This is a genomic window from Streptomyces sp. NBC_01537 (assembly GCF_045040445.1).
GTDB lineage: Bacteria > Actinomycetota > Actinomycetes > Streptomycetales > Streptomycetaceae > Actinacidiphila.
Genome location: NZ_CP109392.1, coordinates 6,247,452 through 6,269,302, shown reverse-complemented (window position 1 = coordinate 6,269,302; position 21,851 = coordinate 6,247,452). Strand labels below are relative to the sequence as shown.

At 70.1% G+C, this 21,851-nt stretch carries 26 protein-coding genes and 1 tRNA gene; 9 read left to right on the top strand and 18 right to left on the bottom strand.

The features are described from left to right. The first annotated feature begins 144 nt into the window (after positions 1-144). Positions 145-741, top strand: a complete 597-nt coding sequence (locus tag OG607_RS28900) for an isochorismatase family protein (protein ID WP_405729635.1) — start codon at positions 145-147, stop codon at positions 739-741. 43 nt (positions 742-784) lie between these two features. On the opposite strand, the gene OG607_RS28895 is transcribed toward OG607_RS28900, so the two are convergent. Then, on the bottom strand, positions 785-1,078 hold the full coding sequence (locus OG607_RS28895) for a hypothetical protein (RefSeq protein ID WP_405729632.1): 294 nt from the start codon (positions 1,076-1,078) through the stop codon (positions 785-787). 82 nt (positions 1,079-1,160) lie between these two features. Next, entirely contained in the window at positions 1,161-3,491 is a 2,331-nt protein-coding gene (locus OG607_RS28890; protein WP_405729629.1) for an immune inhibitor A domain-containing protein, read from the bottom strand. A 335-nt stretch (positions 3,492-3,826) separates the two neighbouring features. Here OG607_RS28890 and OG607_RS28885 point away from each other — a divergent pair, with 335 nt between their 5' ends. Beyond that, positions 3,827-4,126, top strand: a complete 300-nt coding sequence (locus OG607_RS28885; protein WP_405729626.1) for a hypothetical protein — start codon at positions 3,827-3,829, stop codon at positions 4,124-4,126. 62 nt (positions 4,127-4,188) lie between these two features. Here OG607_RS28885 and OG607_RS28880 read toward each other — a convergent pair whose 3' ends face one another. From OG607_RS28880 to OG607_RS28870, 3 genes are read right to left on the bottom strand one after another with little or no spacing between them, the layout of a single operon-like run. Continuing rightward, positions 4,189-4,683, bottom strand: coding sequence for an RDD family protein (locus tag OG607_RS28880; RefSeq protein WP_405729623.1), 495 nt, complete (start codon positions 4,681-4,683; stop codon positions 4,189-4,191). Positions 4,684-4,733: 50 nt separating this feature from the next. Beyond that, positions 4,734-5,309, bottom strand: a complete 576-nt coding sequence (locus tag OG607_RS28875; RefSeq protein WP_405729620.1) for an RDD family protein — start codon at positions 5,307-5,309, stop codon at positions 4,734-4,736. A 58-nt stretch (positions 5,310-5,367) separates the two neighbouring features. Beyond that, a complete protein-coding gene (locus OG607_RS28870) occupies positions 5,368-6,396 on the bottom strand; it encodes an RDD family protein (protein ID WP_405729617.1) in 1,029 nt (342 codons plus the stop codon). A 308-nt stretch (positions 6,397-6,704) separates the two neighbouring features. Here OG607_RS28870 and OG607_RS28865 point away from each other — a divergent pair, with 308 nt between their 5' ends. Then, positions 6,705-7,184 carry an SsgA family sporulation/cell division regulator gene (locus OG607_RS28865; RefSeq protein ID WP_405729614.1) on the top strand — a complete coding sequence of 160 codons (480 nt, stop codon included), beginning with the start codon at positions 6,705-6,707 and terminating at the stop codon, positions 7,182-7,184. 40 nt (positions 7,185-7,224) lie between these two features. Here OG607_RS28865 and OG607_RS28860 read toward each other — a convergent pair whose 3' ends face one another. From OG607_RS28860 to OG607_RS28850, 3 genes are all read right to left on the bottom strand, one after another. Continuing rightward, positions 7,225-8,592 carry an FAD-binding oxidoreductase gene (locus OG607_RS28860; protein ID WP_405729611.1) on the bottom strand — a complete coding sequence of 456 codons (1,368 nt, stop codon included), beginning with the start codon at positions 8,590-8,592 and terminating at the stop codon, positions 7,225-7,227. Between the two features lie 109 nt (positions 8,593-8,701). After that, positions 8,702-9,211 carry a Uma2 family endonuclease gene (locus OG607_RS28855; protein WP_405729608.1) on the bottom strand — a complete coding sequence of 170 codons (510 nt, stop codon included), beginning with the start codon at positions 9,209-9,211 and terminating at the stop codon, positions 8,702-8,704. A 95-nt stretch (positions 9,212-9,306) separates the two neighbouring features. Next, entirely contained in the window at positions 9,307-9,606 is a 300-nt protein-coding gene (locus OG607_RS28850) for a hypothetical protein (protein ID WP_405729605.1), read from the bottom strand. Between the two features lie 94 nt (positions 9,607-9,700). Here OG607_RS28850 and OG607_RS28845 point away from each other — a divergent pair, with 94 nt between their 5' ends. Beyond that, positions 9,701-10,060: a hypothetical protein gene (locus tag OG607_RS28845; RefSeq protein ID WP_405729602.1), complete on the top strand. Its 360-nt coding sequence runs from the start codon at positions 9,701-9,703 to the stop codon at positions 10,058-10,060. Positions 10,061-10,066: 6 nt separating this feature from the next. On the opposite strand, the gene OG607_RS28840 is transcribed toward OG607_RS28845, so the two are convergent. From OG607_RS28840 to OG607_RS28830, 3 genes are all read right to left on the bottom strand, one after another. Further along, entirely contained in the window at positions 10,067-10,774 is a 708-nt protein-coding gene (locus tag OG607_RS28840; RefSeq protein WP_405729599.1) for a hypothetical protein, read from the bottom strand. A gap of 108 nt (positions 10,775-10,882) precedes the next feature. After that, positions 10,883-11,077 (bottom strand): DUF397 domain-containing protein, encoded by a 195-nt coding sequence (locus OG607_RS28835; RefSeq protein ID WP_405729596.1) that lies wholly within the window; start codon positions 11,075-11,077, stop codon positions 10,883-10,885. Next, positions 11,074-11,880, bottom strand: coding sequence for a Scr1 family TA system antitoxin-like transcriptional regulator (locus OG607_RS28830; protein ID WP_405729593.1), 807 nt, complete (start codon positions 11,878-11,880; stop codon positions 11,074-11,076). Before OG607_RS28830 ends, OG607_RS28835 begins: the two co-directional genes overlap by 4 nt. A gap of 114 nt (positions 11,881-11,994) precedes the next feature. Between OG607_RS28830 and OG607_RS28825 the strand changes: the two genes are divergently transcribed. Continuing rightward, a complete protein-coding gene (locus tag OG607_RS28825) occupies positions 11,995-12,789 on the top strand; it encodes a hypothetical protein (RefSeq protein ID WP_405729590.1) in 795 nt (264 codons plus the stop codon). A gap of 5 nt (positions 12,790-12,794) precedes the next feature. Here OG607_RS28825 and hppD read toward each other — a convergent pair whose 3' ends face one another. Further along, the gene (gene hppD, locus OG607_RS28820) at positions 12,795-13,931 is read right to left on the bottom strand and encodes a 4-hydroxyphenylpyruvate dioxygenase (RefSeq protein ID WP_405729587.1); all 1,137 of its coding nucleotides are present in this window, start codon (positions 13,929-13,931) and stop codon (positions 12,795-12,797) included. A gap of 114 nt (positions 13,932-14,045) precedes the next feature. Between hppD and OG607_RS28815 the strand changes: the two genes are divergently transcribed. Further along, positions 14,046-14,516, top strand: a complete 471-nt coding sequence (locus tag OG607_RS28815) for an Lrp/AsnC family transcriptional regulator (protein ID WP_405729584.1) — start codon at positions 14,046-14,048, stop codon at positions 14,514-14,516. Between the two features lie 6 nt (positions 14,517-14,522). Here the strand turns inward: OG607_RS28815 and OG607_RS28810 are convergent, their stop codons facing one another. The 6 genes from OG607_RS28810 to OG607_RS28785 all read right to left on the bottom strand — a co-directional run bounded on the left by OG607_RS28810 (position 14,523) and on the right by OG607_RS28785 (position 20,430). Then, positions 14,523-15,332: a S16 family serine protease gene (locus OG607_RS28810; protein WP_405729581.1), complete on the bottom strand. Its 810-nt coding sequence runs from the start codon at positions 15,330-15,332 to the stop codon at positions 14,523-14,525. A 43-nt stretch (positions 15,333-15,375) separates the two neighbouring features. Continuing rightward, positions 15,376-16,044: an IclR family transcriptional regulator gene (locus OG607_RS28805; protein ID WP_405729578.1), complete on the bottom strand. Its 669-nt coding sequence runs from the start codon at positions 16,042-16,044 to the stop codon at positions 15,376-15,378. A 296-nt stretch (positions 16,045-16,340) separates the two neighbouring features. Further along, positions 16,341-18,137 (bottom strand): DEAD/DEAH box helicase, encoded by a 1,797-nt coding sequence (locus OG607_RS28800; protein WP_405729575.1) that lies wholly within the window; start codon positions 18,135-18,137, stop codon positions 16,341-16,343. 259 nt (positions 18,138-18,396) lie between these two features. Then, the gene (locus OG607_RS28795) at positions 18,397-18,780 is read right to left on the bottom strand and encodes a type II toxin-antitoxin system death-on-curing family toxin (protein ID WP_405729572.1); all 384 of its coding nucleotides are present in this window, start codon (positions 18,778-18,780) and stop codon (positions 18,397-18,399) included. Further along, positions 18,781-18,978, bottom strand: coding sequence for an Arc family DNA-binding protein (locus tag OG607_RS28790; protein WP_405737118.1), 198 nt, complete (start codon positions 18,976-18,978; stop codon positions 18,781-18,783). A 45-nt stretch (positions 18,979-19,023) separates the two neighbouring features. Continuing rightward, positions 19,024-20,430, bottom strand: coding sequence for an MFS transporter (locus OG607_RS28785; protein ID WP_405729569.1), 1,407 nt, complete (start codon positions 20,428-20,430; stop codon positions 19,024-19,026). A gap of 102 nt (positions 20,431-20,532) precedes the next feature. Here OG607_RS28785 and OG607_RS28780 point away from each other — a divergent pair, with 102 nt between their 5' ends. From OG607_RS28780 to OG607_RS28770, 3 genes are all read left to right on the top strand, one after another. Continuing rightward, positions 20,533-21,390: an alpha/beta fold hydrolase gene (locus OG607_RS28780; protein WP_405729566.1), complete on the top strand. Its 858-nt coding sequence runs from the start codon at positions 20,533-20,535 to the stop codon at positions 21,388-21,390. A gap of 7 nt (positions 21,391-21,397) precedes the next feature. Continuing rightward, a complete protein-coding gene (locus OG607_RS28775; protein ID WP_405729563.1) occupies positions 21,398-21,613 on the top strand; it encodes a DUF6296 family protein in 216 nt (71 codons plus the stop codon). Between the two features lie 107 nt (positions 21,614-21,720). Further along, positions 21,721-21,792, top strand: a tRNA-Cys gene (locus OG607_RS28770). The last annotated feature ends 59 nt before the right edge of the window (positions 21,793-21,851 follow it).

The window sequence follows — 21,851 nt, the reverse complement described above, 5'->3', positions numbered from 1 at the left end:
GTTGCCGAAACGCCCACAGGAAACCACCCTGCGGGCATTCCGGCGCCTTGCGATGCACCGCACCAGACGACGCCTGGACCGCCCCTGATCGCCCGGACAGGGCCTAGAGTCAGTGTTCGAAGCGAGCAACCGGGAGGATCCCCCATGCACCGCGCACTGATCGTCGTGGACGTCCAGAACGATTTCTGCGAGGGCGGGAGCCTGCCCGTCGCCGGTGGCGCGGATGTCGCCGCCGCCATCACCGACCTCGTCGGCCAGTCCGGCGTCGTCGGCTACCGCCACGTCGTCGCCACCCGGGACCGCCATGTCTCCCCCGGCAACCACTTCGCCGCCCACCCCGACTTCGTCCACTCCTGGCCCGCGCACTGCGTCGCCGGCACCGAGGGGGTCGGCTTCCACCCGAACTTCGCGCCCGCCGTGGCTTCGGGCGCGGTCGACGCGGTCTTCGACAAGGGGTCGTACGCGGCCGCGTACAGCGGCTTCGAGGGCTTGAACGAGAACGGCATCGCGCTCGGGGACTGGCTTCGCGAGCGCCGGGTCACGGAGGTGGACGTGGTGGGGATAGCCACGGACCACTGCGTGAAGGCCACCGCGCTGGACGCGGTACGGGAGGGTTTCCGGACACGCGTGCTGCTCGACCTCACGGCCGGAGTCGCCCCCGGGACGACGGAAGCGGCCGTGGAGGAGCTGCGGGCGGCGGGAGCCGAGCTCACGGGCAAGCCGGTCGTGGCCGAGGCCTAGAACGCCCTCCGGGCGTGTCCTCAAACGCCGGACGGGCTGAAATTCACCGCAGGGCCGTGAACGCCTGCCAGCCCACCCCATCCGTCGCGGCCACGGCACGCCACACCAGGCCGTCCGGGTGGTGGAGGACCGCCCGGACCTCGTCCGCCGTGGGCGGTTCCGCGTTGCCGACGAGCCGTACGCCGCGAAAACCCAGGTTGCGCAGGCGCGTGAACGCGCGCTGGCGGTTGGCGGCGAGGACGATGACACGGATGTCGCCGCCGCCGGAGGGCGGGGAGAGCCGGAGGGCGACGACCACGTCGCCGCTGAGGAGCCTGGTGAAGCCGCCGGTGGCCATATGCACATGATCAGCTGAACGGCCCCCGTCCACCAGGGGCGGGGGCCGTTCGTGGGTCAGATCGAGTGAATTACCGGGTGAACTACTTCGTGGAGGCGCCCACGGCGACCGTGACCGTGCTGCCGTCCTTGGACTGCGTCAGGATCTTGATCTTCGTGTTGGTGTCGGGCACCTGGACACCCGCGTAGGGGGTCGCTGCGTAGTAGTACGTGCCCTTGCGGTCGTCGAAGACGGAGACGCCCTTCTGGCTCTTGATCTTCGTGGCGACGCTGAGCTTGTGCAGGGTGACCCCGTCCGTCGGCTCCAGGGTGAAGGTGGAGTCGTAGGACTGGATGCGCTGGCGCATGTACGTGCCGTCGGACCACTTCAGCGGGGTGGCGTGGGCGTCGATCGGGAGGATCAGGCCCTGGCCGGGGTGGGCGCTGACGTTGTTGTCGGCCTGGGAGGTGTCCCAGAGCCAGATCAGCAGGCCGTTCTGGTAGGGGAAGTGCTCGACCCAGCTCTCCTTGGTGTCGAGGAAGCCGAAGTTGTACGGGCCGACCTTGAGGGTCTTGTCGTAGGACACGTACTGGCGGTTCTCGGCGATGTAGTACTGCGGGTACTCGCCGGAGAAGGACGCGCCCTTGACGGTGAAGCCGTCGGCGGTCCAGTCGCCCTCGCCGTTCTCGGCGCCGTCGGAGAAGACGGTGGCGCCGTCGGCGGTGATGGCGATGTCGTCGGCGGTGAAGCCCTTCTGGGCCACGCCGCCGTCGGTGGCGTAGCGGAAGCGGAGCTTCACGGACTGGCCGGCGTAGGCGTCGAGCGGGTAGACGAGGTCCTGGTAGCCGTCGACGGTGCCGGTGAGGGCGGGCTGGTCACTGGCGTCGCGCGGGATGGCGGCGCCGCCGGAGGTGCCGTCGATGGGGGTCCAGGTGGTGCCGCCGTCGGTGGAGACCTCGGTGTAGAGGTAGTCGTAGGCGGTCTCGATGTCGTAGTAGCCCTTGAGGGACAGGGTGGCTGCCGACTTGCCCGTGAGGTCCACGTCGCGGGTGAGGGTGTTGCTGAGGTTGTCGCCGCTGCCGCTCCACCACTGGTACGAGCCGGAGGCCGGCGGTATCAGCTCGGTGGTGACGGTCTTGTCGGGCAGGGCGACGATCAGCGCCTGCTTGTCCTTGGTGTTGTACTCCGAGACGCCGAGCTTGGTGACGGACTTCGTCGCCGACTGGACGACCTTGTAGTTCAGCCAGCCGAGCTGGAGCTTGTCCCAGGCGCTGAAGTCGCCGGGGAGGTCGCCGATGGCCTGCTTGCCGGTGCCGAGCCAGGAGCCCGAGGACATCAGGTCCCAGAAGCCGGTGGAGTTCTCGGCGGCGCCGGTGGTGTCGTAGTTGTCCGGGAGGCCGAGGTCGTGGCCGTACTCGTGGGCGAAGACGCCGAGGCCGCCGTTCTCCGGCTGGATGGTGTAGTCGCCGACCCAGATGCCGGTGTCGCCGATCTGGGCGCCGCCGAGCTTGTTGTCGTCCGGGCCGGTGCTGCCGGCGTCGGTGCCGTACGCGTACCAGCGGTGGGCCCAGATGGCGTCGGCGCCCTGGGCGCCGCCGCCGGCGGACTCGTCCTCGCCGGCGTGCACGATCTGGAAGTGGTCGATGTAGCCGTCGGGCTCGTTGAAGTCGCCGTCGCCGTCGTAGTCGTAACGGTCGTACTCGTCGTAGGAGGCGAGCTGGGTCTTGATCTCGGCGGCGGTGTCACCGGCGGCCTCGCGGGCGGCGACCCACTTGGTGACGGCGTCGCTGACCAGGTTCCAGACGCAGGTGTCGCAGTCGTTGGAGCCGTAACGGGCCTCGTTGTAGTCGACCTTGACCCAGTCCTGGACCTGGCCGTCGACCGAGTAGCGGCCGGAGGAGGCCTTCTCGTAGAACTTCTTCAGGGACTCCTTGTTCTTCGCCGTGGAGAAGTACAGGTCCTGGAAGTGCGCCTGGTTGTAGTCGGCCTGCCAGGCGGTGCTGTTGTCGGTGGACCGGTCCGGCTCGGCTATCTCGTTGTGCGCGGGGCCGGCGGTGCCGCCGTACTGCGAGATCCCGTCGCCGAACTCGGCGAGGATCGTGAAGATCTTGTCGGTCTTCTCGCGGGCCAGCTCGACATACTTGCCGCCGCTGAGTTTCACGACCTTCGAGCCGTCCCGGTCCTTGACCGCGGACTTCCCGGATATGACCTGTTCGATCGCCTGCTGCTTCTGCGCCTGCTGACTGTCCGTCAGTGGGCCCCTGAGGTCGTCCTCACGCTGGGCCGATGCCGAGGACGGGTCCTCGCGCACGACACTGGCAGAGCCCGAAGCGGGTGCGGCCGAGGCTGCCGTGGCGGGTATCACGGTGGCGCCGATCGCGGCGATCGCCACGGCCAGAGCGGCGGATCTGATGGTCCGTCGTTGGCTATTCACGATGTCTTGACCTCCCTATGGTGAGGCCATTGCATCGAAGTGGCGGAAGAAAAAACAGATCTTGACTTGTACATGATCAGCCAAGTACGGTGATCGGTCCGGCAGTTGTGCATAGCGGACACAAGCGCCCCGAGTGCGGTCGCGATGCGACCCCGTGCGCCCCCCTATGCTTCCGCACCGTGGGTTAGGTCACGCTTACCAGCGGTTCCGGACGGGCATCCCGGAACGTAGAGTCTGTGGTCGGCGCGCCACGCACAAGTACCACAAGTACTGCGAACCACCGCCCTACCCGACACTTCGGCCCCCATCGTCGTTTACGAGGACGGACCCCCGCCATGCCGCGTCCTACCCCTGCCCAGCTGACCTACGGTTCCGTGACCGTGGTGTTCTCCACCCTCGCGATGCTGCTGCTCTCCGAGGCGCGATCGGGCATCGGCGTCGTCGTCATCGCGGCAGCCGGCCTCGTGCTCGGTGTGCTCGTCGCCATGACGGTGCCGATCCCGCTGACCGCCCGGGCCAAGGCCCGTACGGCACCGGCCGTGACGCCGCCCTCGGCGCCCGGCACGGCCATACCGCGCGTGCGCATCCACAGCAACGCAGAACCGCGCGTGAGCGAGCACTCCCTGCGCCGCTGACCCGCCGACCCGCTGACGAACACGAAAGGGCCCCGGGCGCATGCCCGGGGCCCTTCGTCATGTCAGCCGGCCTGGACGACCACCGTCTTCGCCGCCTTGTCGTGCAGGCACTGCCGGTACGGCTGGTCCCAGGTGCACCACAGCACGTTCAGCAGCCAGAAGAGCGCGCCCACGCACACCGCCGACAAAATGCCCGGCAGCGCGAAGACCCCGGCGCGCAGCCAGCCCGCGTTGCCCGGGACGCTGCCGTCGGAGAACTTCGCCACGCGGATCTTCAGGGCCATCTTGCCGAGCGTCTGGCCGGTGCGGCTGAGCATGAGGCCCTCGTAGACGAAGTACAGGCCATAGACGATGATGTCGGCCAGCATCTGCTTCCCGATGGTCGCCCTCCACTGGGGGCCGTGGATGGCGGTGGAGACGACCACCGCGAGCACGATGAGCAGGCCGGTATCGATCAGCCGGGCCAGGAAGCGCTGGCCGACGGTCGCCAACGGTGGCTTTCCGGCGGGCGGTTGAGTGCCGTAGACGTCCTGTCCGTACGGTTCCTTTTCACTCATAGAGTGAGTGAAGCAGCCAATCGGATGGTCGTACAGATGCTGTGCGGAGGTCAGGCGGCGGAGACCACCACCGTCTGGCCCGCCTTGTCGTGCAGGCACTGCTGATAGGGCTTGTCCCACGTGCACCACAGCACATTGACGAGCCAGAAGATCGAGCCGCAGCACGGCACGATCGGCACCAGCGCGTACACCGACTCCCGCTTCAGGGCCGCCTGGGTGGTGGGGTGCGAGCCGTCCGCGAGCATGCCCACGCGCACCTTCAGCAGCATCTTGCCCAGGCTCTGGCCGGAGCGGGTCAGCATGGAGACCTGGTACGCGAGATAGACGAACGCGTAGATGACGGACTCCCCGTACGACGCACCGGTGTTGTTGTAGTCGTAGTTGTCGAAGGCCGCGCCCATGATCGCGTAGACCGGGATGCCGACGATCAGCGCGTCCACGATCCGCGCCAGCAGCCTGCGGCCACGGTTCGCCAGCGGCGGCATGCCCGCCAGCGGGTCGGCGGCGGCGGTGCCCCCGGGCACGTCGTACGGGGAGGTGCCCGGCGGGGGCGGAGCCTGCGGAGGTTCCTGGCCCGGCGGCGGCCGCTGCGGAGGCTTGGCGAACGGGTCCTCTTCGGTGCTCATGCACCGAGTGAAACCCGGACGATTCGGCCGCGCCTCCGGCAGCGTCCGTTCGGGGTAATCAGTCCCCGGACACGAAGGTCCGGGCCACCTTGTCGTGCCAGCACTGCCGCCACGGCCGGTCGAACAGGCACCACGCCAGCCCCAGGAAACCGATCACCAGCCCGTCCAGCACCGTGTGCGTCAGCCAGCGGCGCAGCGCCGCCCTGAAGCCCGGCTCGTACTGCGACTCGACGTCCAGCACCCTGAGCCCCAGCAGCTTCTTGCCGAGCGTACGGCCCCACTTGGCGGTCGGCAGCACCTCGTACAGCAGTCCCGTGACGAAGGCGACGGCCAGGACGATGCCGAGCTGCACGGCCGTCGTGCCGTCGATCAGCCACACCGTCACCGTCTCGCCGCTGCGCCGCGCGTCGTCCAGCTTCTGCTGGATGTGGTCGTACGCCGCCGAGCCCAGCGGCACAGCCGCGACCGCCACGACCGCCCCCATCACGGCCTGGTCCAGGACCCGCGCCGCCAGCCGCTTCCCCAGCGAGGCGGGCCGCGCCTGCTCCCGCGCCGCCAGGACCGGATCGCCCGCCACCGGCTTGGCGAGGTCGTGCACCTGCTGTGCCCAGGGGGCGGGGGCCGGGGCGGGGGCCTTCGGCTGGGGTTTCGGCTCGGCGGGCGGCATGGGCGCCGGCGCCGGCCGTACCTGCTCGGGTACCGCCGGGCGCGGGGCGACCTGTACGGGTGCCGGCTCGCGCACCGCGGGCTGCCAGGACGCCGCAGGGGCGGCCTCGGCGGCGGGCGGCGCCTCCGAGGCGGGCGCGCCAGGCTCCTCGTCCAGGAACATCGGCCCGGACTCATCCATGGCGGGCATCCGGGGCATGGGAGCAGGGGCCGGGGCGGGGGCGGGGGCGAGGGCAGGAGTCGGCGCGGGCGCCGGGGCGACGGAAGGGGCCGCGACCGCCGTGTTGGGCGGCGGGGCGACATCCTCCCCGGGCAGCGGCGCGGGCCGGCTCGTACCGGGCACCCAGGCCGAGCCGTTCCAGTACCGGATGTAGCCCGGAATGGACGGGTCCGGGTAGTAGGCAGGGGTGGGGGAGCTCATCGTCCGTACATCCCGTATCTGCTCGGCCGTGTGGTGCGGGCGGGGGTGCTGTCACTGCTGTCGACGTGCGGTGTCCACATCTACCAGAACAGCGCACCGACCGGGCCCGGCCCCGCCCGGACCACTCCACTGTGCGTACCCCATGGATCTACGCGTCGCGCCTCGTTCAAGAAAAATCCTCCCGATTGCCAGAACTCGCGTAATGGTGAGAGCTGTATGCGCTCTCTCCTGGTGCGGGCCCCGTGCAGCACCCGCTGCGCATGCGACAACGCAAGGGGCCGCCGCGCAGAGGAAAGGACGACGTCTTCATGCATACCGTGGTGGAACGCGAACTCGAGATGAACCTGGTGCTGTCGCCCGAGCGCAGCATCGCCGTCCCCGCCAAGCTGGCCTACCACTCCGACGATCCCTACGCCGTGCACATCACCTTCCACACCTGCTCCGACTCCCCCGTCAACTGGACCTTCGCCCGTGAGCTCCTGGTCGAGGGCGTCTTCCGCCCCTGCGGCCACGGCGATGTCCGGGTCTGGCCGACCAAGTTCAACGGCCGCAGCGTCATCTGCATGGCGCTGAGCTCCCCCGACGGCAACGCCCTGCTGGAGGCCTCCGCCACGCCGCTGTCGGCCTGGCTGGAGCGCACGCTGCGCCTCGTACCACCGGGCACCGAGCAGGACCAGCTGTCGATGGACGACGGGCTGATCGCGCTGCTCACGCCCACCACCCCGCGCGACGAGCTGTGGCTGCGCGATCCGTGGCGCAAGAAGGACGAGACGACGCCGGAGGGATGAGGCCCGACTCGGGTCTCCTCGCCTGCCCCGCCCGCCTCGCTCAGAAGAGCTTGCCCGGATTGAGAATGCCGAGCGGATCGAAGACCTCCTTGATCCCGCGCTGCATCTCCACCCCCACCGGGCCCAGCTCGCGGGCCAGCCACTCCTTCTTCAGTACGCCGACGCCATGCTCGCCCGTGATCGTGCCGCCCAGCTCCAGCCCCAGCGCCATGATCTCGTCGAACGACTCCCGCGCCCGCCGGGACTCATCGGCGTCGGCCGCGTCAAAGCAGACCACGGGGTGCGTGTTGCCGTCCCCCGCGTGCGCACACACCCCGATGGTCAGGTCGTACTTCTCCGCGATGTCCGCCACCCCGTCGATCATCGCCCCCAGCGCGCTGCGCGGCACGCACACATCGTCGATCATCGTCGCCGTCGACACCCGCTCCATCGCCGGCAGCGCCATCCGCCGCGCCTGCAACAGCAGTTCCGACTCCGCCGCGTCCTCCGCCGGCACCACCTGCGTCGCCCCGGCGGCCCTGCACAGCTCCCCGAGGGCCTGCAGGTCGGCCGACGGGTCATGCGTGTCGAACGCGGCCATCAGCAGGGCCTCCGTCGTCTCCGGCAGCTCCATGTGCGCCATGTCGTTCACCGCCCTGACCGTCGTCCCGTCCATCAGCTCCAGCAGCGACGGCACATGGCCTCCGGCCATGATCGCGCACACCGCTTCACACGCCGCCGCCGACGACGGGAACTCGGCCGCCAGGGCCAGCTGCACGGGCGGCGCCGGCTTCAGCGCGAGCGTCGCCTCCACGACGATGCCCAGGCTGCCCTCCGACCCCACGAACAGCCGCGTCAGGTCGTATCCCGCGACGCCCTTGGCCGTCCTGCGGCCGGTCCTCATCAGCCGCCCGTCGGCCAGCACGACCTCCAGCCCGAGTACGTACTCGGCCGTGACCCCGTACTTCACACAGCACAGGCCCCCGGAGCCCGTCCCGATGTTCCCCCCGATCGTGCACTGCTCCCAGCTCGACGGGTCGGGCGGGTAGTACAGCCCCCGCTCCGCCACCGCTCGCGACAGCACGGCGTTCACCACGCCCGGCTCGACCACGGCCACCCGGTCCACCGGGCTGATCTCCAGGATCCGGTCCATCCTCGTCAGCGACAGGACGATGCACCCCTCCGACGCGTTCGCCGCCCCGGACAGGCCCGTCCGGGCCCCCTGCGGGACCACCGGGATCCGCAGGGCAGTCGCCGTACGCATGACGTGCTGCACCTCTGCGGTCGTCCGGGGCAGCACCACGACCGCCGGGGCCCCGGCTTCGCAGAAGCTCGCCATGTCGTTGGCGTAGGACGCGGTGATGTCGGGGTCGGTGAGGATCGCGTCGTCCGGGAGGCCCGCGCGGAGGTGGTCAAGGAGATCGCCCATGTGTCCAAGCGTGGCACCACGGCGGGGGCGCGGGGAAGATCCGCGACGATCACGTCGCGGGCGGCCGGGGATCACTCCGCCCGGGGCCAGACCACCCGAACGGACGATGTCAGCTCTTGGCCGGGAACTCGCTCGTGTCGATGTCCACGGCCCGCCCATCGGCAAGCCGAAGGGTCACGGGCTCCCCGAACTGGATCTCTTCCTTCGTCTTGTACCCGGTCGGCTGCGGCCCTTCCAGCAGCGTGCACACCGCACGGAAGGGGTCGACGATCAGGTACGAAGCCACTCCGAAGCGGCCGTACTTGGCCACCTTCGTCACGTAGTCATTCGCGTCGCCCTCTATCGAGACGAACTCGACGGCCGCGAGCACATCAGTGCAGACATACCTGTTGCCGTGTGGCACCGCATCCGAGGACAGGATGGCGACATCCGGGGCCAGCGAGGTTTCGCCCGGGAAGTCGACGAATACGTCAGAGGCCGTCTTCACCGTCTTTCCATAGCGATCGCGCACCTGGCTGCGGATGTTGAAGATCGTGTCGTCCTGATCCGGCCCCTGCGGGGTCAGGATCACCCTTCCGTCGATCACGTCGACGACGTAACCCTCGGTCTTGAGGTCCATGGCCGGATTCCGCCGCAGCTCATCCAGGAGAGACATGCAGTCGCTCCTCTCAGCGCGGTAACGCTCCGCAGCCATGCTCGCATGGGTCTATGGCCTCAGCGAGCAGCTTCAGTTCCGTTCGCGATCCGACGGGCCCTGACCTGATCCATGCTGACCGTCTGCAGCGTGCCGGCCTCGGCCGCCGCGATGATCCGCTCCCGTTCAGGGTCGGTGTCCAGCATCGCCTGCCCCCACCAGGTGGCGACGACATGCTGCAGCTCCGGGCCGGCCTGTGCCTCGCCGATCTCCCGGTAGAACTCCATCCGACGGGCGCCACTCAGCGCATCGGCAATCCCGTTGATCGTGCGAGGGACCCGGGGCCCCGGGTCGTGCGGATGTACAGGCCGCGCGCTCATCCGTCCATCCTGCCATCGCGGGCTCCGGTCCCCCGAGGATCTGAGTACGCGTACGGATAGCCGACCGGCGGGGGCACACCCCGAGGATGGCCCAGTGACCGAAACCAGGGACTCACGGCGCAAGGCCATCACCAGGTGGGTGTGGACGGGCCTGCTGCTGGCGCCGCCCGTCGTCCTGTGGTGCCTGGGCGCCTACGACGCCGCCCACCACAAGAGCCCGACCGACTGGCAGACCAACCACGCGACCAAGCTCGCCTTCGAACACGCCTTCCTGCTCATCTTGGGCGCCCCGGCCGTCGGCGCGCTGCTGGGCGGCTGCTACGGCGTTGTACGGCGCTCGGCCGACCCCGGGGCAACCGTGGCGGGCGGTGCGCTGCTGGGGGCGGTGGGGCTGTGGGCGTACGGCGCGTACGAGCTCGGCTACGCGCTCACGCACATCACGATCGTCTTCTGAGCCGCTTCACTCGGCGAGCGGCCAGACGACGCCGTCGAACCTCAGCGTCGAATAGAAGCCGTTGTCCGCCTCGGTCACCTTGAGGCGGCCGATCCGCCCCTCACTGGTCTTCACACACAGGACCATGCCCTCCTTCACGGCCTGCTCACCGGCCCCGGCGGCGGTCACCGTGCTGGAGCAGTCCGCGAATTCGGGGAGTCTGGTGCTGTCATCCCACACGGAGACCAGGGCATGGTCGTGGGCTCGGATGGTGTCGTTGGACGCGTAGAAGTCGTTGTCGTCCCTGTTGCCCGCGTCGACGGGCTGAGGCGCGTCCAGGTCCTTGTCGCCGCTGCTGTCGATCTCGGTGAGCACGAGCTTCCCCTGCCACTGCACGGCGCCGCCGCTCGGCTGCGCCGTGGGACTGCCCGTGGTGGCCGACACCGAGGGCGACGGCTGCGGCGAGACGGAGACGGTGGGCGTCGGCGATGCCGCATCGTCCGCGGTGCCGTTGCTCCCTCCCCCGGCCAACTGGCTCCCCAGCACGCCGATCAGAGCCACCAGCACGCTTGCCCCGGACGCGATCCACGCCCCCCGGTGGGCCGAGAACCAGCCACCACCGTCTCCGACGGTCGGCGGCGTGGACGGCGGCGGCCCGTAGTAGTTGTTCGTGGTGATGTGCTGGTCATGACCAGCCTGCTGCGTCGTGGACCGGCCATGCGCTTCCGCGTTCATACGGGGCGACGGCTCTCCGGGCTCCGCCGACTCGCCGTCCCTCTTTGTGTCGCTGGCCACTGTTGTCTCAACGCTCCCCTGTGCAACGTGACTTACGTTCCGCAGAGGTTATCGCTTGGCATGGTCAGGTCGGTCGCTGAGCCTCTCGACGAACGCCGCCCAGGCGTCCGGGCCGAAGGCCAGGGCGGGGCGGGCGGTGTCCTTGGAGTCACGGACGTGGACGGTGTGGGCGCAGGTGGCGACCTCGACGCAGTCGCCCTCGTTGCCGCTGTAGCTGCTCTTGAACCAGTCGAGTGCGCTCATAGCTCCTGTGCCAACTTCCTGATCAGATCCGTCGAATCACGAGGCGTGAGGGCCTGGGTTCGGATGATCCCATAACGCGCCTTGAGGACGCTGACCTCCTTCGAGTCCGAGATCAGAAGGCTCACCCCCTGGCCTTCCACATATGCCTGTTCCCGACGGTCGAAGCCCTCCACAAGGACCAACGGACCGTCCAGACCCGGGTGCTCCTCAACCTCAGTGGGCATGACCTGAATCTGCAGATTGCGCATACCGCCGCACTCCAGCAGGTGCAGCAATTGGGCCTTCTGGACTGCCCGACCGCCCAGCGGTCGCCGAAGCGCCACTTCCTCGACCACGAAAGCCGCGATGATCGGCGGCGTGCGGGTCAGCACCGCCTGCCGCGTCATGCGCCCCCGGACCCGACTCTCCACCTCCTCGTCATCCAGCGGGGGACAACGAGCGCCAATCGCCGCGCGCGCATAGGCCTCGGTCTGGAGCAGACCTGGGACGGAGAGGGCGTCGTACGAATACCTCGTGACCGCCTCCGCCTCGATCGGCGCGAACTCCGCCAGCAGCGCCGGAAGGCCGTCCAGGCTGAGCGTCTTCTCCAGCTTGAGCAGCGCGCCCTGCGCATCAAGCGCGGCCTCCGCCTTCCGTACGAACTCCGGCAACGCGGGCCGCCGTGCCTGCTCGACAGCCGCGACCATCGACTCGGAGTAGCCCATCAGCTGCCCCAACTCGGCCTGCGTCAGCCCCTTCAGCCCCCGGAAGTGCCCGAGCATCAGCCCGAACGTGGCCCAGCTCTGCGGCGTGCCGTCTGCCATCAGCCTCAACTCTCCCCGTACAGAGCCCCACAAGGCCGTCCACCGAGCCCCACAAACCCACAGTGATCGCGTCACTACTCCCCACGGTAGGCGGATCAGGCCACCGTAGAAGCCATGACGACCGAAATTCCCCCCACCGACTGGCTCCCGGCGACCGGCCACCAACTGCACCGCACCGGCGTCCAATTCGACGCCGTACGGATCGCCGGACTCGGCGGCGACGGGATCGCGGGCCCGGTCATCCACGACAGGTCGGGCAAGGGGTGTACGTACTTCCTCCTCCCGCCCGGCGCCGCCGCCGATTACCGCTGGCCGCCCGGGGTGACGGTGCTGGGAACCGGACACCGGGTGGGCTACGTCGGCGTGCCGGCGCTGCAGGGGAGGACGTGGCCGCTGGCGTGGCGGTCGAGGCCGACCGTGGAGCGGCCGTTCGTGGATGCGGCGGCCCTGCATGGGGCCCTGTGCAGCACGCCCGCCGCGTGGACCTGGGTGGACACCGACCCGGCCGGGGAACCGCTGCCCATGCTCCTGCTGGCCCACCCGGAGGGCTCGGGGATGCGGGAGCTGGCCGCCCGGCTCGGCCTGGCCGCACCCGACGCCCCCGTGGCGGACCTCGGCGCGCTGCTCACCGTGCAGCCGGGGAACCGGGCCGTGCTCGCCCTCCCCGCAGGTCCCATCGCCCTTCCGGTTCACGCGAGTTGGGTCCGGCTCCTGCTCACCCGCCGCCAAGCCGCGCTCATCCTGGGCCTGGACCCGCTCCCCCGTGCGGCCGACGCCCCCGCCCTGGACCAGTACCTCACCGACGCGCTCATCGCCGAGCGCCTTCTGTTCGGCCACGTGGAAACGTACGGGGCCGGGCCATGCCTCTCCCCCGTGGAGGCATGGCCCGGCGGCCGGAACGGCGGTTGAAGCGGTCAGAGATTGCCGCGGAGCGCCTGCTCACGCTCGATCGCTTCAAACAGGGCTTTGAAATTCCCCTTGCCGAAGCCCATCGAACCGTGTCGCTCGATCATTTCGAAGAAAACTGTCGGGCGATCCTGGACAGGCTTGGTGAAGATCTGTAGAAGGTAGCCGTCCTCGTCCCGATCTGCGAGGATCCGGAGCTCACGGAGGGTCTCCACGGGGACGCGGGTGTCGCCGACCCACTCCCCCAGTGTGTCGTAGTACGAGTCCGGGGTGTCGAGGAATTCGACGCCGGACGCGCGCATGGCGCGCACGGTCGCGACGATGTCGTTGGTCGCGAGGGCGATGTGCTGGACGCCGGGGCCGCCGTAGAACTCCAGGTACTCGTCGATCTGGGACTTCTTCTTGGCGATGGCGGGCTCGTTGAGGGGGAACTTCACCTTCCGCGTCCCGTCGGCGACGACCTTGGACATGAGGGCGGAGTACTCGGTGGCGATGTCGTCGCCGACGAATTCCTTCATGTTGGTGAAGCCCATGACGCGGTTGTAGAAGGCCACCCACTCGTTCATCTTCCCGAGCTGCACATTGCCGACGCAGTGGTCGATGGCCTGGAACCACCGTTTCGCCCTTGGCTCGACGAGCGGCGCGGCGGGCACGTACCCCGGCAGGTAGGGGCCGTCGTAGTCGTGGCGCTCGACGAGGGTGTGCCGGGTCTGGCCGTACGTGGCGATGGTGGCGAGGACGACATGGCCGTGGCCGTGCTCGTCCTTGAGCTCGTGCGGCTCGGCGAGACCGGTGGCGCCGTGGGCGGTGGCGTGGGCGTACGCGGCCCGGGCGTCGGGGACCTCGATGGCGAGGTCGATGACGCCGTCGCCGTGGGCGGCGACGTGGGCGGCGAGGAAACGGCCCCAGTCGGTGGAGGGCTTGATGACGGAGGTGAAGACGAAGCGGGCGCCGCCGGACTCCAGGACGTAGGAGGCGGTCTCGCGGCTGCCGGTCTCGGGGCCGGAGTAGGCGACGCGCTTCATGCCGAAGGCGGTCGAGTAGTAGTGGGCGGCCTGCTTGGCGTTGCCTACGGCGAAGACGACCGCGTCCATTCCCTTGACCGGGAAGGGGTCGACCGGGTCTCGAAGCTCAGTCTCAGTCATGACAGCAGGGTTGCTCCGCCGGCTCAGGGTGCGCAACAGTCGGCTGATTCGCTGGACAGTGTGTACAGCGGATGGCGGATTCCGCCGCGCATTATGAGCAACGGAGACAGAGCCATGGGCATCGATCGGCTGGACGGGCGACTGATCAAGCTCCTCGCCGAGGAGCCCCGCATCGGCATGCTGGAGGCGTCCCGCCGGCTCGGCGTCGCGCGCGGCACGGTGCAGGCACGGCTGGACCGGCTGCAGGCGGGCGGGGTGATCCGGGGCTTCGGTCCGCAGGTGGACCCGGCGGCGCTCGGCTATCCGGTGACGGCGTTCGCGACGCTGGAGATCAAGCAGGGGCAGGGGGCGGACGTGCGGGCGCATCTGGCCACCGTGCCGGAGGTGCTGGAGCTGCACACGACGACAGGGCACGGCGACATGCTGTGCCGGCTGGTGGCGCGGTCCAACGCGGACCTTCAGCGCGTGATCGACCGGGTGGTGGGCTTCGAGGGCATCATGCGGGCCTCCACGGCCATCGTCATGGAGAATCCGGTGCCGCTGCGGATCATCCCGCTGGTGGAGCAGGCCTCGGAGGACACCTGACGGGCCCTAGCAGCTCGGCACCTTGCCGCCGGCTCCGTCCAGTGCCCTCAACGCGCTGATCGCCCCGTCCAGTGTCGTGACCGGCACGAGCCGCAGCCCCGCCGGGAGCTCGGCCTCGGCGTCGGCACACTCGTCCTTGGGGACCAGGAAAACCGTGGCGCCGTCGCGCTTGGCGGCCTGCGTCTTGAGGGAGACGCCGCCGACGGCACCGACGTTGCCGGCAGCGGTGATGGTGCCCGTACCGGCGATCCGGCGTCCTGCCGTGAGGTCGCCGCCGGAGCCGTTGCCGTCGATCTTGTCGACGATGCCGAGGGTGAACATGAGGCCGGCGCTGGGGCCGCCGACGTCCGCGAGGTGGAGGCTGACCTTGACGTCGGAGGAGGAGAGCCCGAGGTGCTTGAGGGCGGCGACGGTGGCGGCGTCCTGGGACTGGGTCATCTCGGCCTGGTTGTGCTTCTCGATCTCCTTGACGGACCCGCCGGTCGGGTAGACCGCGTCGCGGGGCATCGCGGCCCGGTCGGTGGCGAACCAGGCCTCGATGACGTCGCTCAGGTAGACGTCCGCGTCGGGCTGGGTGGCCGCGATCGTGGTCATCCGCAGCTGGCCGGAGGTCTTGCGGACCTTCGTGCCGGTGATGGTGATCACCTGCGTGCCCCTGTTGGCGCCGAGGACGTCGGCCGTCAGGCCCGGCTCGACGATCGACACCGGGAGCGGAGCCAGCGCCGCCACCGCGAGCAGAGCGACGACCAGCGCGGCGCAGACGGCGAGGGTCCGGGTCCGGGGGCTCAGGAGAGCGGCGGGGACGGAGAACGGCATGGGGTGAATCTAGTGGACGTACGAACCGGCCCCGAGCACTGGCTCAGCACAACGCATCCGCCACCTCCAGGGCCGCCTCGACGACCCGGGGGCCGACCCGCTCGGGTATGGAGTCGGCGAGCATGACGACGCCGACGCTGCCCTCTATCCCGGTGACGCCGAGGACCGGGGCGGCCGCACCGCTCGCGCCGGCCTCCAGCTCGCCGTGGGTGAGGACGAAGCCGGGCCGTCCCTCCTTGAGCGGCTGGTCGGGCTCGTACGGGTGGCTGCCGCGGCCCGCGAGGATCGCGCGGCCGGCGGCGCCGCGCTCCAGGCCGTGGCGGAAGCCGGTGCGGTAGGCGACGTGGTAGTCGGTCCAGCTGGGCTCGACGACGGCCACGGCGAGCGCTTCGGTGCCGTCGACGAGGGTGAGGTGGGCGGTGGCGCCGATGTCCTCGGCAAGCGAGCGCAGCGCCGGGAGGGCCGCTTCGCGCAGCAGGGGGTGGACCTGGTGTGCGAGCCGGAGGACGCCGAGGCCGACGCGGGCGCGGCCGCCGAGGTCGCGGCGTACGAGGGCGTGCTGCTCCAGGGTGGCCAGCAGACGGTAGACGACCGTGCGGTTGACGCCGAGTTTGGCCGCGAGCTCGGTGACGGTGAGGCCGTGGTCGGTGTCGGCGAGCAGCTTGAGGACTCTGAGCCCCCGGTCGAGCGTCTGGGATGTCTCCGCGGTCACGACGCCCTCCTTCTCGTGAGTGGCGGGCCGTCCCCTCTGCCGGTCCCGCGGCAGAGCGCGGAGAGGCCGCCTGTTCTGGCGGTGGGTACCGGCTGCGCTCCGGGGCTGCACTGACACGGAACGCGTTGCGTGAGCGGCACGGTATCCACTCCGTACCGCTCAGCGGAAGACGTCGTCCACAATCCGGTCACGTACCGGCCACCGCTCGGGGCGCGGTGCGGGAATCCTGCTGGGTCGCGCCGGGGAAAGCACCTCTGAAACATCCACCCGCCATGAACACGTCACGGATGAACAAATCACCGCATCCGGGTGGCCCACTCCTGGATCTTCTTGATGCGCTCGCCCAGCTGCCCCGCCGTCGCCTCCGCGCTCGGCGGGCCGCCGCACACCCGGCGCAGCTCGTTGTGGATCACTCCGTGCGGCTTTCCGCTCTGGTGGTTGTAGGCCGCGACCAGCGTGTTCAGCTGCTTGCGCAGCTCCAGCAGCTGCTTGTGCGTGACGATCGGCCGCCGCTCGGCGGGCAGTTCCAGCAGGTCCGCTTCTTCGTCCGGTTTCTTTCGGCTGTGCGCGATCTGGCGGGCCTGGCGCTTCTGCAGCAGCATCTGCACCTGGTCCGGCTCCAGCAGCCCCGGGATGCCGAGGTAGTCCTGCTCCTCCTCGCTGCCCGGGTGCGCCTGCATGCCGAACTCGGCGCCGTCGTACAGCACCCGGTCGAAGACCGCGTCCGATTCGAGGGCCTCGAAGGGCAGTTGCTCCTCGTCGCCGGTGTCCTCGTCCTGCTCGCGCTCGGCCTCGGCGAGGAGCTTGTCCTCCTCGGCGTAGATGTCCTCGTCGCCGCCGTCCTTCTTCGGCTTGTCGAGCACGTGGTCGCGCTCGACCTCCATCTCGTTGGCGAATTCCAGCAGCATCGGGATGGTCGGCACGAAGACCGAAGCCGTCTCGCCCCGGCGGCGGGACCGCACGAAACGACCCACGGCCTGCGCGAAGAACAGCGGCGTCGAGATGGTCGTGGCGTACACCCCGACCGCCAGGCGCGGCACGTCCACGCCCTCCGACACCATGCGGACGGCCACCATCCACCGGTCGTCGGAGTCGGTGAACTCCTCGATCTTCTTCGACGCCGCCGCCTCGTCCGACAGCACGACGGTGGCCTTGTGCCCGGTGATCTCCTTGATCAGCTTCGCGTACGCCCGGGCGCTGTCCTGGTCGGTGGCGATCACCAGCGCCCCGGCATCCGGGATGCCCTTGCGGACCTCCGTCAGCCGCTGGTCGGCGGCGCGCAGCACGTTCGGGATCCAGTCGCCGGTCGGCGCGAGCGCAGTGCGCCAGGCCTGGCCGATGGCGTCCCGGGTCATCGGCTCGCCGAGACGGGCGGCGATCTCGTCACCGGCCTTGGTGCGCCAGCGCATGTTGCCGCTGTAGGAAAGGAAGATGACCGGCCGCACGACGCCGTCCGCGAGCGCGTTCCCGTAGCCGTAGGTGTAGTCCGCCGAGCTGCGGCGGATCCCGTCGTTTCCTTCTTCGTACGTCACGAAGGGGATCGGGTTGGTGTCCGAGCGGAACGGGGTGCCGGTCAGCGCGAGCCTGCGGGTCGCCGGCTCGAACGCCTCCAGGCACGCCTCGCCCCACGACTTGCTGTCGCCCGCGTGATGGATCTCGTCCAGGATCACCAGCGTCTTGCGGCTCTCACAGCGGTTCCGGTGCAGCATCGGGCGTACGCCCACACCCGCGTACGTCACCGCCACCCCGTGGTACTCCCGGCTCACCGGGCCCGCGCTGTACTCCGGGTCCAGCTTGATCCCTATCCGCGCGGCCGCCTCCGCCCACTGCTTCTTCAGGTGCTCGGTCGGCGCGACCACCGTGATCTGCTGGATCAGGTGGTTGTGCAGGAGGTACGAGGCCAGCGTGAGGGCGAAGGTCGTCTTACCTGCGCCCGGGGTCGCCACGGCCAGGAAGTCGCGCGGCTGCGTCTCGACATAGCGGTCGATCGCGCCCTGCTGCCACGCGCGCAGCTTGTTCGCCGTGCCCCACGGGGCGCGCCCCGGGAACGCCGGGGAAAGGTGATGGGAGCTGGAAGCGGCGGTGGTAGTCACGGTCTCCGGAGTGGCGGTCGGGGTGGGGCGGGCGCTTACGTCGTCGTCAGCGTCGGTACGAAAACCCGGCCAGCCTACCGGCGCCACGCCCGTCCCTCCGGCAGAACGACGGCGCGTCCGTCGCATGTGCGACAGGGGTCACACGGCAGGACCGGCGTATCCGCCGATCGCGCGGGCAGTCCGGTGCCGGGCCGTCCGTTGCCCGGCCGGGAGGCGCCGCTGCTCCCTCAGACCGAATCCCTCAACCGAGGGCACCTGCCTATATCGCGCCGTGCAGGGCACGCAGGCGCCGGGCGATGTCACCGACGTCGTCAACCCCGCCTGAGGCGACTCCGATCACGAGCTTGTAGGCACTGTCCTGATCGACGCCGACCATCTCCACGCCATTGATGTCGAGGAAGACGACCGTGCACATCCAGGCCATGCGCTTGTTGCCATCCACCAGTGGATGGTTCACCGCCAAGGACTGAAGCAGCGCCGCCGCCTTCTCGAAGATGTCCGCGTAGGCCTGGATGCCGAACATCTGCGACTGCGGGCGGTGCACGGCGGAACTCAGCAGTCCGAGGTCGCGCACCGCGATCTCCTGCTCCCCGCAAGCGAGTTCCGCCAGGTCCAGGGCTTCCTGGACCGTCAGGTACTTCACCTATTCCCCCAGCCTCCGCAGCAGGTCAGCGTGACGCGCCGCATACTTCGCCCCCAGGCGGCGGACTTCCGCCCGATCCGCCTCCTGCTCCAGATACCGGTCAATCGCCTGAAGCACTATCGCGTGCATGCTCCGCCCCTCTTCCTCAGCACGCCGCTTGAGGGCTTCCTGCTGATCCTCACGCAGCCGAAGGTTCATCGCCATACCAGAACGGTACCACCAATGGGGTCATTCCGGTACCGCCTAGCGGGTAGGTGGCCGCAGCCGCGACGCCACCCAGGCCCCCACCAGCGCCAGCCCCACCATCGGCAGGAACACCGCCGCGAACGCCCCCGCATGCCCCGCCCCGCCGAGCGCAGCGAAGACCGTGCCGGCGGCGCTGATCAGAACGAGGTTGAAGAGGGAGTCGCTGACCTGCAGCGCGGCGGAGTTCGCGCCGGCCTCCTCGGGCGGGGAGAGGCGCAGGAGCAGGACGCCGAGGGAGGCGATGACGAGGCCGATACCGAGGCCGCCGACGGCCCAGGAGATGGCGGCGGCGTAGGCGGGGGCGCCGGGGAGGAGGGTGAGGGCGGGGCCGGTGAGGGCGAGGGCGGACAGGAGCATGCCGAGGACGGCGAGGCGGTAGCGGTGGGGTTCGAAGCGGGGGCGGGACTGGAGGTAGGAGCCCAGCGCCCAGGTGACGCCCGCGCCGGCGAGGGAGAGTCCGGCCAGCGTCGGGGAGAGGTGGCGCTGGGTGACGAGCATGAGGGGGATGAAGCTCTCGGCCCCGATGAAGGTGCCCGCGGCGACACCCCGCAGCAGCACCACGGACGGCAGACCGCGCGCCGCGCGGAACGTGCCGGGCGGCAGCAGCCGCAGAGCGCACGGCACCAGCAGGGCGGCGCCCAGCACGGCGGGCGCCAGCGACGCCCACCGCAGATCCTGGCCCGCGTACTGGAGCAGCGCCGCACCCAGCGCGATGCCGCCCGCGAACAGCACCCGCCGGCGGTCGAGCGGGGCGCCGTCGCCGCCGCCCGTCGCCCGGCGCAGGGCGGGCAGCGCGGTCAGCAGCGGTACGACGACGAGCACGGGTATCGCGAGGAACACCCAGCGCCAGCCGAGGTGCTCGGTGACCGCCCCGGACACCAGGGGGCCGACGATCGACGGCACGACCCAGGCGGCGGCGAAGGCGGCCATCACGGTGGGCCGCAGCCGTTCCGGGTAGGCCCGGCCGGCGACGACGTACAGGGCGACCATGACCAGGCCGCCGCCCAGGCCCTGGACGGCGCGGCCGAGGACGAAGGGCCACATGGACTGGGCGGTGCCGCAGATGACGAGCCCGGCGGCGAAGCCGCCGATGCCGGCCACGAGCGGCGGGAGCGGGCCGCTGCGGTCGGACCACTGGCCGCTGAGGACCATGGAGAAGAGCGAGGTCGTGAAGTAGCCGGAGAAGGCGAACGCGTACAGCGACAGCCCGTCGAGCTCGTGGGCCGCGACCGGCATCGCGGTGCCGACCGCCGTCGCCTCGAAGGCGATGAGCAGGACGACGGAGACCATGCCGAGGGTGAGTGCGCGGTAGGGGCGCGTCCATACGGTCGCCGTGGCGTCGTCGGCCGGCGGGGGTACGGGGGCGGGGAGAGGCAGGTCGGTCTGCGGTTCTGCGGCTGTCACCCGGACAGCGTAAGGGGCGTATCGCCGTTTCACCCCTGCCGTTCGGCTGACGCGGGCTCCGTCATTGGGCCTACGCCGCCCGAGGCAGGGAACACCTACGGCATGCCGCACTTCACGTCGTACGACGGAACCGAGATCGCCTACCGGACCCTGGGCGAGGGCCCCGCCCTGGTGTGCCTGGCCGGAGGCCCGGCGCGGGACGCCGCCTATCTGGGGGATCTGGGCGCCCTGGACCTGTCTTTCCGGCTGGTGATCCCGGACAGCAGGGGCACGGGCGACACCCCGCCCGCGCAGGACCCGGCGGCCTACGCGTTCACGCGGCTTGCGCAGGACGTGGAAGCGCTGCGCGAGCACCTCGGCCTCGACCGCTTCGCGCTGCTCGCGCATGACGCGGCCGCGGCGACCGCGCAGGCGTACGCGGCCTCGTACGGCGAGCTGCTCACCCACCTGGTCCTGGTCACCCCCGGCTCGCGCCTGCAGGGCGAGCTGCCCGACGACGCCCGGGAGATCTTCCAGGAGCGGGCCGCCGAGCCGTGGTGGCCGGAGGCCATGGTCGCGCTGCACGACCTGGAGACCGCCGAGGACCTCGACGAGGTCAAGACCCTCCTCCTGCGCATCGCCCCCATGGCCTACGGCCGCTGGGACGAACCCCAGCAGGCGCATGCCGCCTCCGAGGCGACCCAGCTCCACCCCGTCCCCCGCGCGGGCTTCTGGCAGGGCGTGGACGAGCCGACCCGCCTGGCCCTCCTGGAGCGGCTTCGCGAGGTGACCTGCCCGGTGCTGGTGATCACCGGCGACCGGGACGCGGTCAGCGGCATGCGCGCGGGCAAGGCGGTCGCGGAGTCCTTCCCCGAGGGCCGCTGGCAGCCGCTGCACGAGGTCGGTCACTATCCGTGGGTCGACGAGCCCGAGCTGTTCCGGCCCATAGTGGAAGAGTTCCTCGCCGAAGAACGGGCATAACGCACATATGGCGCACGTCAAGAGCTACGAGCTGACCTTCCCCGAGTCCGGCGACACCGTCGTCGTCACCGCGACCGAGCGCAAGGGCGCCGGAGGCCACCCCGTCTACGCCGACGCCACCGGCATCATCCAGGCCGAGATAAGCACCCAGGGCGAGATCCGCATGCTCGCCAGCGGCGGTCACCAGAGCCACGACCTGCCGTCCGTCCATGAACTCACGTGAACTCACGTGCCCGAATGTGAACCCCCGTGAACATCGCATTGCCGCCCCGCCCGGACCGTTGACCCGCCCCGGGGCACCCCGCCTATGGTCGACGCAGTGGTCACCTCGGCGGTGTGCCCGAGTGGTTTAGGGACTCGCCTGCAAAGCGAGGCACGTGGGTTCGATTCCCGCCACCGCCTTCGGGAGAACGTGTAAGGACCCGGCACCTGGTGCCGGGTCCTTACACGTTTGCAGCTGC